Consider the following 10,933-nt stretch of genomic DNA (forward strand, 5'->3'; position numbering starts at 1 on the left):
GCGAGGTCCCCTGCCGGACACGAGGCGAGCCGCCGGATCGCCGCTCGCTGGCGCAGGCCGGTCGCCCCGGGGGGCCACCGCGCCGCGCTGGCGGCGCGCCCGCGCGGACGCTCACGCCGTCTCGGGCAAAGGCGCGAGCTCGGCGAGGAGCCGCTCCAGCATCGCCTGGGCCACCGGCTTCGTCAGGTGCGCGTCGAACCCCGCCGCGCGGGCGAGCTTCCGATCGTCGTCCTGGGCATAGCCGGTGAGCGCGACGAGGAGCGTCTTTCTCATGGCGCTCTCGGCGCGCAGGAGCCGCGCCACGCCATAGCCGTTCATCGCCCCAGGGAGGCCGATATCGCAGAGGATCACGTCCGGCGGCGCCATGCGCGCGACGGCCACGCCGTCGTCGCCGCTGTGCGCCACGGAGACGGCGTGGCCGCGGCGCTCGAGCAGCATGCGCAGGCTGTCGGCCGCATCGACGTTGTCCTCGATGATCAGGATGCGCCGCGAGCTCGCGCTCGCCGCCGCGCGCCGCGCGTCGGCTGCGCGCCGCGCGTCCGCCGCGCGCGGGGCGGCCGCGCAGAGCGGCAGCGTGATCGTGATCGCCGCGCCCCGGCCGAGGCCGGCGCTCGCGGCGCGCACGCTGCCGCCGTGGAGCTCGACCACGCCCTTGACCAGCGCGAGCCCGAGCCCGAGGCCCCCGCGGCTGCGGGCGACGCTCTGGTCGGCCTGGGCGAACGGCTCGAAGATCCGCTCCAGGACCGCCGGTTCCATGCCGATGCCGGTGTCCGCGACCTCGACGGAGACGGCCCCGCGCGCGGGATGGGGCGGCGCGATCGAGAGCCGGACGGAGCCGCCGTCGTCCGTGAACTTGTTCGCGTTCTGGAGCAGGTTCCCGATCGCCTGGGCGAGGCGGGTCGGGTCGGCCTGCAGCCACACCGGCGCGGGCGGCAGCGCGAGCTCGAAGCGCACGCCGCGCGCGTCGAGCAGCGATCGGTAATCGAGCGCCGTCGCGCGGGCGAGCTCGACCAGATCGACGCGCTCGAGGGACAGCGTGATCTTGCCCCGAGAGATGCGCGAGATGTCGAGCAGGTCGTCGACCAGCCGGGCCATGTGCCCGATCTGGCGATCCATGATGGTGCGCGCGCGCTCGACGATCGGCGTCGCCGGGCCCGCCGCCTTGATCAGCTCGACGGCGTTCAAGAGGGGCGCGAGCGGGTTGCGCAGCTCGTGGGCGAGCATCGCCAGGAAATCGTCCTTGCGCCGATCCGCCTCCCGGAGCGCCTCCTGGGTCTGCCGGAGCTCGGCCACGAGGGCCGTGAGCTCCCGCTCGCGCGCGCGCAGCGCCTCCTCGGACGCCCGGCGGTGCGCGATCTCCTGCTCGGCGACCTCGTGCCAGCGCACCCGCTCGACCGCGAGCGCGCATTGCTGGGCGATGGAGAGGATAAATGCGTAATCGTCGTCGTCGAACGCGCGCGAGGCGGGAAAGCAGAACCCGAGCGAGCCGACCGTCCTCGACTCGAGGACGAGCGGGAACGCGGCCACGGCGCCCCCGTGCTCCACGCCGTGGACGCGGGCGAGGACCGGATAGCGCGCGTTCCGCTCCTCGCGCGTGGGCACGATGACAGGCGCGCCCGTGCGCGCCGCCTCGGCCACCGGCACGGGAGAATCGACCGGATACTCGGCCCACGCCGCCTCGGTGTCGACAGGGACCCCCTTGAAGCCGAGGTTGCGGAGCGAGGCGCCGTCGGCGGACAGGATCGCGACGACGCCCACCTCGGCGTCGAGCGCGGGCATGCCTTGATCGATGATGGTGCTCGCGATCTCGGTCAGGGTGCGGGCCCCCGCGAGCGCCGCGGTGATGCGCTGCAAGCGGAGGAGCCGCTCGACCACCCGCTCGTGGCGGGGCAGGGCCGCCTCGGCGACGGACCCAGCGGAGGTGGGCTGTCCATCGAAGGATTGCATGGAGGCTCCGGGCGCCGACGAGCGTAGCGCAGGCCGGACCGCAAGCACGCCGCTCCGGTCGGCGCCGCGCACGAAAAAGGATCTGCGGCGCGCCGCCCCCGGCGACGCAGGCGGCGCGGTCCGCCCGGCACGCCGGCGTTGCTCGGCAGCGCGCGCCGGCGTTGCCCAGCAGCGCGCGATTCGGCGAGGCGAAATCCGCGCGCGAGGATTTTCCACCGCACGAACGGCAAGGCGGACGCCAGCGCCGCGCCGGAGCTCGTTCGCTAGAGCGACAGCAAATAGGACGCCACCACCGCCGCCCGCTCGCTTTTTCGCTCGTCGAGGAATGCGCCGACCTCCTCGGCGAGGCCGGCGCGCTGCCCGTGCTCGCCGAGCGCGCGGAGACGGGCGTTCACCACCTCGCCCATGGGTGCGTCGCTCACGCGCTGCTGCGCCTCCGCCGCTCGGACCGATTCCATCCACCCGCGCAAAATCGCGCGTGCCACCTCCGGCCGCGCCTCAGGGCCGCCGGACGCGTGCAGGGCGACCACGCGCTCGAACGCGGGCTGGAGCAGGCGCCACCGCGCGGCGGCCGGCCCGCCGGGCGGGACCGGCGCGAGGGCCTGCGCCTCGAGCCATGCGCGCAGGTCTGCGTGGCGGTCGATCCAGCCGAGGTTCCGCGCGAGCGCGCGCGCGGCCTCCGCGGCCACGGACGCCGCGTCGAGGGGCGTCGCGAGCGCGGGGCGCGGCTCGTCGCCGCGCGTGTCGGGCGCGCCGATCTGCGCGGGCGTCGCGGACATCAGCCGGAGCAGGAGCTTCACCCGCCGCGCCTCGTCCACGCCATCGAGGCGGAGCGCCACGCGCATCCGGCAGAGGGCCTCGGTGCTCAGGCGGACGCGCTCGCCGTCGAAGACGGGGGCGACGAGCGCGTCGAAGCGCCGGGACGCCTCGTCCGGCGGGAGCCACAGCCCGAGTTCCTCGAGCACGCGGCACCGCGACGGGTTGAAGCGCAGCGTCGCGAGCTCGCCGTCGAGGTCGCGCACGCGCGCGAGCGCGTCGGCCGCCGCGACCTTCCCGCCCGCGGGCTCGGCGTCGAGCCAGTCCCCGAAGACCCGGAAGCGGTCCCGCCGGGGCGGCGGGAGGTCGACCGGCGCGGCCGATCGCCGCGGGATGTCGAGGTCGTGGAGCGCCCCGCGCGCCACCTCGGCCAGGTCCCGGGCCGCCCCGGCGATCCCGCGCGTGAGCGGGAGCTCGCCGCGCGCTGCGAGGATGCGGTCGACGAGCGCCCTGGCCTCGGGCCCGACGCCGAAGCGCGCTCCGTAGGCCCCCACGTCGGCGAGCCGGCGGATCGCGAGCTCCAGCGAGACCGGGTCCGCCGGGCCCTCCAGGCGCCGCGCGAGGTCGGGCAGCCAGGCGCGCAGCAGCGACGGTCCCGCGCCGCCCTGCGCGCGCGCCGGATCGCCCCGCGCCGCTTCCTGGAACAGCGCGGCCGCGGCGCCGTGGAGGAGGAGCTGCTCGCGCGCGTCGCCGCCGTCGCGGAGCCGCTCGAGCAGGAGCTGGCGGCCCTCCGGGTGGTGGCTCATGAGCCACGGTGCGGGGAGGCTCGCCAGGGCGAGCGACCTGACGAGCGATCGCGGCGGCGCCGGCCCCGGCTCCGCCGGGCCGAGCTCGTACGCGGTGATGCGCTCCTCGCGGCGCGTGACGAGCGGCAGGAGGGCGCCGGGGTCGCGCGCGGTGCGGAGGCGAGCGACGAGGAGGCGCGAGAACACGAGGGGATCGCCGCGGAGGGCGGCCGCGCTCTCGTCCGCGAGCTCGTCGCTGCAGCGGGGCGCGCGGGTGAGGCCGCTCGTGTCCGGGAAGAGCCCCGGGATGGCCTCGAGGATGCGGGCGCGGACCAGCGGAGAGGGGGCGCGCTCGGCCCGCTCCCGCTCACGCCGCATCAGCGCGAGCATCTCGTCCGCCGCCGGCCGCCCCACCCTCGGCGCGGGGCCGGTGAGGCAGCGGGGCGCGTCTGCGGTCGAGCTCGCCGCGCAGGAGCACAGCGAGAGGACGAGGGCGGCAAGCGGGGCGAGGCGTCTCACGACGACCGTTGTACCAGCGGCGAGGCTGTCTTGCGCCCTGCGCTCGGTGGATTCAGCCGATACGACCACACCCTCGGAGCAGCAGAGTGCCCGCGTCGTTGGAGCAGCGCCAGTTCTCGAAAGGCCCATCGGGCACGGAGCGCTCGCGCTCATCTGCGAGCCCGATTCGTGGACCCGATCTACGAGGGCTGGCCGGTCGGCATGATCGTGACCTGCTGGAGGTTGACGCGCTTCGGCAGGCTCACGGTGAACGCGATGGCCTCGGCCACGTCCTCGGCGGTGAGCCACTCCATCTGCGACTTCGACCCCTCGAGCCAATCGCGCGCGCCATGGAAGTCGACGTGGCTCTGCAGCTCCGTGCCGACGATGCCTGGCTCGATGGACGTCACGCGCACCCCCTTGGACCCCAGCTCTGCGCGGAGGTGGATCGACAGATGGGTCACGAACGCCTTCGTCCCGCTGTACACCGCGAAGGCCGGAAAGATGTTCTTGGCGGCGATCGACGAGATGTTCACGAGATCTGCCGGCCCCGGGCCGGAGCCAGCCTGCACGAGCGCCGATGTGAACGAGCCGATGACGTTCATGAGACCCGTGATGTTGAGATCGATCTGCTGCTGCCACTGCTCGACGCGCCTGGCCTCGATCGGGTTCGGCAGCATGACGCCGGCGTTGTTCACGACGATGTCCACGCGCCCGAGCCTCTCGATGACCTCGGAGGCCACGCGCTCGACGGCGCTCCGATCGGTCACGTCGACCTGCCATGCGGCGGACTGACCACCGCCCTTCCGGATGGCATCGCCGAGCGCATCGAGCCTCTCCTTCCGGCGAGCGAGCAACGCGACGCGCGCGCCGCGGGCGGCGAGCGCCTTCGCCGTCGCTTCGCCGATCCCGCTCGATGCGCCTGTGACGACGGCGACCCGTCCCGCGAGCGCGCCCTGGGCCTGCTGATCCATGTCTAACTCCTCTCGCTGGGGCCGCGCTCACCTGCGCGGCCCGTCGACGCGACAATAGATAGCCGTGACGTCCGGAAACGGAAGACACGGAACTATCAAAGGCATGCTCGATCCTATGAGCGAGGCGACGAAGCTCCTGGCGCCATGTCGACCAAGTGGGTAGGATGGCGCGGATGTCGAGAGCCGCTCGATCGGGCAACTCGTTGGCTGCTGGAGTCGCCGCGCTGGCGCGCCATGAGGGCTGCAACAGCACGCGCTATCCAGGCGTCGTCGTCTACCGCGTGACCGTCGCGGAGCCGCCCACGCCCACCCTCTACCCGTCCAGCTTGATCCTCGTGGGCGCGGGCGAGAAGCAGGCAATCCTGGGCGACAAGACGTTCGCGTACAACGCCGGCTACTACCTCGTGGTCACCTCACCGCTGCCGATGCTCTGCAGGACCATCGCGTCGGCCGATGAGCCCGTGCTCACCGTGGTGGTCGAGATCGAGCTCGCGCTCCTGCGCGAGCTGCTCCTCGAGGAGAACGCGCCGCCCGCGCCCCAGCAGGCGCGCCCCTCTCGCAGCGTGTTTCGCGCGCCGCTCCGGCGCGACCTCGAGGACGCCGGCGCCCGCTTGCTGGCTTGCTTGACCGATGAACGGCGTACGCGAGCGCTCGCGCGGCAGACCATCCGCGAGATGCTCTTTCTCGTGCTCGACGGGCCGTATGGCGATTCGCTCCGGGCGCTCGCGGAGGGCCCGGTGAGCCAGCTCGCCCACGTCCTCCGCCATATGAATGCGCGATTCGCAGAGAGAATGAGGATTGGCGACCTCGCGCAGCTGGCGCACATGAGCGTCCCGACGTTCCATCAACACTTCAAGGCGATGACCGGATCCTCGCCGCTGCAGTACATGAAGGCGCTCCGGTTGACGCGCGCACGCCAGATGCTCCATGCAGGGGGCATGGTGAAGACCGTCGCGCACGACGTGGGTTACGAGAGCGAGTCACAGTTCAGCCGGGAGTACCGTCGGTTCTTCGGCTGGCCGCCGTCCGCGGACGCGCACGTAGCGCCGCGCGCACGTCGCGCCCTGCGAGAGGTGGACGGGGCGGGAGGAAAGCTCGTCCTGGATCCGTCGTGAGCGCTGCGCTGGTCCGGCGCCAGGACCGAAGCGGCGCGCGGGCGCCCTTCGTGGCACACCCGCGACCGCGGTGTCGCGACGCGCCGGCCGCCGCAGCGCGAGATCGCTGCTGCGCTCGCTGGTACGCGCTTTGCGTTGATCGCCGCCGGAGGGACGAGATGCGGAACATGATGATGGGAGCCGGCATGCTCTTGGCGGTCGGATGCGGGGCCGACCTGCCCGAGGGCTGGGAGGACGCGGAGGCGATCGAGGGGCTCACCCAGAGCGAGTGCACTGCGAGCGCGTACGACACGACGGTGAAGGAGACGCTCGCGGCGACGCCCGAGCGCGGAGCCGTTCACATCGATTACGGCGCCGGGCATTTCCGCTGCGCGCAGGAAGTCGAAGGCTTCGTCCGGATCGCTGGAGGCAAGGTCGGCGTGCTCGTACAGCCGGTCGACATGGACCCGAGCGCCGTCGCCGGATGCGACTGCCGGTACGACATCGGCATGACGATCAAGGGCCTGAGCAAAGGAGCCGTCGCGGTCGATCTCTACCGCCGGTGGGACAACCTCAACGAGCCGAACGATCCCGTGAAGATCGGCTCCGCGGAGGTCGAGATCCCCTGAGGGGCGCGGAACGCTCCGTGGCGTACGGTCCGCCCCGCCCCTGAGAAGGATCCCCGATCGATAAGAATTTCTGCTGGCCGCCGCGCCGCCGTCTCTGCGCTACGCTCCCCGCGTGACACCCCGGCCAGTCTTCGTCGATCGCGCCCTGTCCGCCCGCATCGAGGCCGCCGAGGCCGCGAAGGTCGAGGCCGCCGCGCGCGAGGTCGCCGCGCGGATCCCGACGCGGGGCGCCGCCGTCGCCGTCATCGCGGGCGGCCGCGCCGCGTTCGTCGCCCCGCACATCCGGCTCTCGCGCGCGGCCGGCCTCGGTATGAGCGGCCCGGTCGAGGCGCGCGACGTCGAGGCCCTCGAGGACTTCTATGCCTCGCGCGGCACGGCGGCGCGCATCCTGGTCTCGCCCTTTGCCCACCCTTCGCTGCTCGCGCGGCTCGGGGAGCGCGGCTTCCGCCTGGACTCGCTCGCCACGGTGCTCGTGCGCACCCTCGCCCCAGACGCCGACGTCCACGGGCCGGAGCCGGCCGCGCGCGGCGGCGTGGTGGTGCGGCGCGCGGCGCGCGACGAAGGCTCGGCGTGGGTCGCGGCCTCGCTCGCCGCGTTCGCCACGCCGGGCGAGCCGCCGCCCGATCGACGCGACATCTTCGACGCGTGCTTTCACGACCCCGGATCGGCGTACTTCTCCGCGTCGTCGACCGACGGCGTCATCGCCGGCGTCGGCGCGGTCTACGTGCACGAGCGCGTCGCTCTGCTGTTCGCGGGCGGCACGCTCGAGGCCCACCGCGGCCGGGGTGTGCAGCGCGCCCTGATCGACGCCCGCCTCGCCTACGCCCGCGACGCCGGGTGCGACCTCGCCTACTCGGTGGCGCAGGCGGGGAGCACCTCGCAGCGCAACCTGGAGCGCGCAGGCCTCGTGGCCGTGTACTCGCAGGCGGAGCTCAGCAAGTCCTTCGCCTGAGCGCTGTCCTCGGGGGAAGAGGGGGTCAATGCTGCCGAACCCGTGGTGGAGCGATCTTCGCGTGATCTCAACGTGATTGGCGCTCCAGGAGCCTTGCTCGCGCGCGACACCGACGCGCTGGCGCGGGGTGCCGCCCTGCGGCTCGCTCTGGAGCACCTCGTCGATGCGCGCCGTCAGGCCCTGGCGGCGAAGGGGCAGCCGCCGGTCCGCATCGCGGCCGCGAGCGGCTCGGCCGCCGCCGATTCCGCCGCTTCCGCCCGCCCCGCCGGCGCCGGGCGCGCCGTCCTCACCAGCTCCCGGCGCTTCAGGATCATGCGCATCCCGTTCACCGGCTGCAGCGAGATGAAGCCGCGGCATCGCGGGTCGAAGCCAGGGACCAGCCGGAGCCGATACCGCTGGAGCGCCATCGCGACCATGATCTTGCCCTCGAGCTGCCCCATGAACTCGCCCAGGCAGATCCGCTGTCCGGCGCCGAACGGGATGTAGGCGAGCTTGTCGTCCGCGCTCCGCCGGTGGTTCGCGAAGCGCTCGGGCTTGAACTCCAGCGGATCGCTCCAGAACTCCGGGTGCCGGTGCGTCACCCACGGGACGATGGCCACCGTCGACCCCGCGGCGACGCGGTAGCCGCCGAGGACGTCGTCCTCCAGCGGGCTGCGGAGGATGAACGGCACGGAGGGCAGGAGCCGGAGGCACTCGTTGAAGACCATCGCGAGGTACGGCATCGACTCGAAGTCCTTGGCCGTCGGGGCCCTGCCGCCGAGGACACGGTCGATCTCGTCGGTGAGCCGGGCGCACACCTCCGGGCGCTGCGCGATCTGGTAGAGCGCCCAGGAGGCGGTGACGCTCGAGGTCTCGTGCCCGACCATCAGGATGGTCTTGATCTCGTCCCGCAGCTGCGCGCGGTCCATCTTGGCGCCGGTCTCGGGGTCGACCGAGTTCATGAGGCGCACGAGCACGTTGTCGGCGTCGCCCGCGCCGCGCTGGTAGCCGTCGATGATGTCGTCGATCACGGTGTGCACGCGGTGCATGGCCCGTTGAAAGCGCACGTGGCTGGGCAGCGGCCACGACAGGGGCGGGTTGACCAGCGAGTACATCCGCTTGAGCGCGATCGACAGCGCGTACTTGAACGCCTCGCGGACCGTGTCCGTGTGGGCCTGCAGCGCGGCGCCGAAGAACGCCTCGCCCGCGATACCGAACGTCACGTCCATCATGTCGTCGTTGATGTCGCGCTCGAACTCCCCCGGATGTGCGTCCCAGCGCCGCAGCACCGCTTCCATGTGGTCGACGATGATGGGCACGAACTTGAGGGTGTTCGCGTGGTTGAACTGGGGCTGCACGTGCCGGCGCTGGCGCCGCCAGAGCTCGCCCTCGCTGTTCACGAGGCCCCAGCCGAGCACGTGGGCGAGCTCGTGATACCGCTTGCCCTTGGGGTAGTTCCGGATGTTCGCGCGAAGGACATGCGCGATGTCGTTCGGGTGAAACGCCATGACGAAATCCTCGGCCCCGGGCGCCCGCAGGCGCACGACGTCGCCGTACCTCGCGAAGAGGTCCTCGTAATGGCGCATGTCGCCGGTCCTGAAATTCGCCAGGTACCGCAGGCTGGCGAGCGGGCCGGGGCCCGGGGGCTGCCGATCGAGATTGGCACTCATGACTCCTCCTTCTTCTCCACGAGCTGAAAGGAAGCCGACGCGAGCCGGCGCGCGCCGACGCGGGCCGAGCGCAGCCCGGCGCTGGCCTTCAGATGCACAGCGAGCCCCCGCCGTCGACCGTGAGGGTCGCGCCGTTGATCATCCGCGCCCCGTCCGACAGGAGCAGCAGGACGGCGTCGGCGACGTCCTCCTCGGTGCAGAGCCGTCCGCCCGGCGTGCGCGACTCCCAGTACGGGAGGATCCGCTCGTGATCCGGGTAGTTGCTCGTCACGTGGCCGTAGATCGGCCCGGCCGAGACGCAGTTGACCTGCACGTTGCGCGGGGCGAGCTCGACGGCGAGCGCGCGCGTGAGCGACTCCACCGCGGCCTTCACCGCGCCCATGGCGCCGAAGTGCTCGAGGTACCGCGACGAGCCGTTCGACGACAGCGCGACGATGCGGCCGCCGCCGTGGCGCTCCATCAGGCGCGCCGCGCGCAACGCGCACTGGTGGTAGCCGATGACGTTCGTGCGGAACGCGAGCTCCCAGTGCTCCGGGGTCGTCTGCTCGAGGGGGCCGAACCGGCCGTTCGACGCGTTGCTGACGAAGTGGTGCAGCTCGCCCACGTCGCGCGCGATCGCCTCGAAGAGCTTGTCGACGTGCGCGGGGTTGGCGACCGAGCCCCAGACGTGCACCGCGTCGCCGCCGGCGCCGCGGATCTCGTCGGCGACCGCGTCGCCGTCGTCGCGCGAGTGGAAGCTGTTGACGACGACCCGCGCGCCCGCGCGCCCGAGCTTCGCCGCGATGGCGCGGCCGAGCCCGCGGCTCGATCCGGTCACGAGGATCGTCTTGCCCGCGAGCGAGGCCCCGGGCGCCGGGGTCGCGCGCTGCGCTGCGGGAGCCGCCGGCGCGCGCGCCGCGGCGGCCTGCGCGGGCGGCGGCGCGCCGAGCAGGCGCGCGAGGTCGCCGACCGTGCGGGCCTCGTCGAGCGCCCCCGCGAGGCCGTCCGGCAGGGCGCCGCGCTGCCGGAGGAGCGCGCGGACCTCGTCGCGCCGGCGGCGGTCGATCCCGAGGTCCTCCTCGAGCCGCGCGTCGGGGACGAGCAGCTCGGCCGGGTGGCGCGTCGCGTCCGCGAGCGCCTCGACCACGGCGCGGAGCGCCTCGCCCGCAGCGGCGGCGGCGCTCGCCGCGCCGTTGCTCGCGGCGGGGCCGCTGGCCGGCGCCGCGTGGCCGCTGGCGCGCCCGGCGGGCTCCGCATGGCCGTTGGCGTGCCTGGCCGGCTCCGCGTGACCGCCGACCTGTCCGGCCGGCTCCGCGTGACCGCCGACCTGTCCGGCCGGCTCCGCGTGGCCGTTCGCGTGCCATCCGCCCCCCGCGACGTCGGCCCACGGCGCGACGTCGGACCGCGCCGTGAGCGTGCGCGAGAGGAAGTCGCTCACGCGGGCCACCGTGCGCAGCTCGTCGGGCGTCGCCTTGAGCGCGTCCGAGAGGCCGAAATCGGCGCGCAGCGTCGCGAGGATCTCGCCGCGCTTCACGGAGTCGATGCCGAGGTCCTGCTCCAGGTCGGCGTCGGGGACGACGACCTCGTCCGGGTAGCGCGTCATGCGCACGAAGACGGAGCGAACGTGTTCGAGGAGATCTTGAGCCTGCATCGTCGAAACCTCGTGTTGT

At 73.3% G+C, this 10,933-nt stretch carries 8 protein-coding genes; 3 read left to right on the forward strand and 5 right to left on the reverse strand.

Features of this window, described 5'->3' with window-relative positions; genetic code table 11:
• Positions 1 to 111: 111 nt before the first annotated feature.
• From NQZ70_RS30720 to NQZ70_RS30730, 3 genes are all read right to left on the reverse strand, one after another.
• Positions 112 to 1,947: an ATP-binding protein gene (locus NQZ70_RS30720; protein ID WP_129577398.1), complete on the reverse strand. Its 1,836-nt coding sequence runs from the start codon at positions 1,945 to 1,947 to the stop codon at positions 112 to 114.
• Positions 1,948 to 2,210: 263 nt separating this feature from the next.
• Positions 2,211 to 4,007, reverse strand: coding sequence for a hypothetical protein (locus NQZ70_RS30725; protein ID WP_129577399.1), 1,797 nt, complete (start codon positions 4,005 to 4,007; stop codon positions 2,211 to 2,213).
• A 179-nt stretch (positions 4,008 to 4,186) separates the two neighbouring features.
• Positions 4,187 to 4,960, reverse strand: coding sequence for an SDR family oxidoreductase (locus NQZ70_RS30730; protein WP_129577400.1), 774 nt, complete (start codon positions 4,958 to 4,960; stop codon positions 4,187 to 4,189).
• Positions 4,961 to 5,133: 173 nt separating this feature from the next.
• Here NQZ70_RS30730 and NQZ70_RS30735 point away from each other — a divergent pair, with 173 nt between their 5' ends.
• The 3 genes from NQZ70_RS30735 (at position 5,134) to NQZ70_RS30745 (ending at position 7,635) form a co-directional block, all read left to right on the forward strand.
• Positions 5,134 to 6,075, forward strand: coding sequence for an AraC family transcriptional regulator (locus tag NQZ70_RS30735; RefSeq protein WP_237244195.1), 942 nt, complete (start codon positions 5,134 to 5,136; stop codon positions 6,073 to 6,075).
• A gap of 185 nt (positions 6,076 to 6,260) precedes the next feature.
• The gene (locus NQZ70_RS30740; protein ID WP_237244196.1) at positions 6,261 to 6,683 is read left to right on the forward strand and encodes a hypothetical protein; all 423 of its coding nucleotides are present in this window, start codon (positions 6,261 to 6,263) and stop codon (positions 6,681 to 6,683) included.
• A 112-nt stretch (positions 6,684 to 6,795) separates the two neighbouring features.
• Positions 6,796 to 7,635 (forward strand): GNAT family N-acetyltransferase, encoded by an 840-nt coding sequence (locus NQZ70_RS30745; RefSeq protein ID WP_129577402.1) that lies wholly within the window; start codon positions 6,796 to 6,798, stop codon positions 7,633 to 7,635.
• 173 nt (positions 7,636 to 7,808) lie between these two features.
• On the opposite strand, the gene NQZ70_RS30750 is transcribed toward NQZ70_RS30745, so the two are convergent.
• Positions 7,809 to 9,284 carry a cytochrome P450 gene (locus NQZ70_RS30750; protein WP_129577403.1) on the reverse strand — a complete coding sequence of 492 codons (1,476 nt, stop codon included), beginning with the start codon at positions 9,282 to 9,284 and terminating at the stop codon, positions 7,809 to 7,811.
• An 88-nt stretch (positions 9,285 to 9,372) separates the two neighbouring features.
• Positions 9,373 to 10,914: an SDR family oxidoreductase gene (locus NQZ70_RS30755; RefSeq protein WP_129577404.1), complete on the reverse strand. Its 1,542-nt coding sequence runs from the start codon at positions 10,912 to 10,914 to the stop codon at positions 9,373 to 9,375.
• Between the last annotated feature and the right edge of the window lie 19 nt (positions 10,915 to 10,933).

The organism is Sorangium sp. So ce836 (assembly GCF_028553905.1).
GTDB classification, from domain to species: domain Bacteria; phylum Myxococcota_A; class Polyangia; order Polyangiales; family Polyangiaceae; genus Sorangium; species Sorangium cellulosum_D.

Coding starts and splice junctions, on each gene's coding strand:
- NQZ70_RS30755 (WP_129577404.1), bottom strand. CDS start 10,914: ATGCAGGCTCAAGATCTCCTCGAACACGTTCGCTCCGTCTTCGTGCGC.
- NQZ70_RS30730 (WP_129577400.1), bottom strand. CDS start 4,960: ATGGATCAGCAGGCCCAGGGCGCGCTCGCGGGACGGGTCGCCGTCGTC.
- NQZ70_RS30735 (WP_237244195.1), top strand. CDS start 5,134: ATGTCGAGAGCCGCTCGATCGGGCAACTCGTTGGCTGCTGGAGTCGCC.
- NQZ70_RS30750 (WP_129577403.1), bottom strand. CDS start 9,284: ATGAGTGCCAATCTCGATCGGCAGCCCCCGGGCCCCGGCCCGCTCGCC.
- NQZ70_RS30720 (WP_129577398.1), bottom strand. CDS start 1,947: ATGCAATCCTTCGATGGACAGCCCACCTCCGCTGGGTCCGTCGCCGAG.
- NQZ70_RS30740 (WP_237244196.1), top strand. CDS start 6,261: ATGCTCTTGGCGGTCGGATGCGGGGCCGACCTGCCCGAGGGCTGGGAG.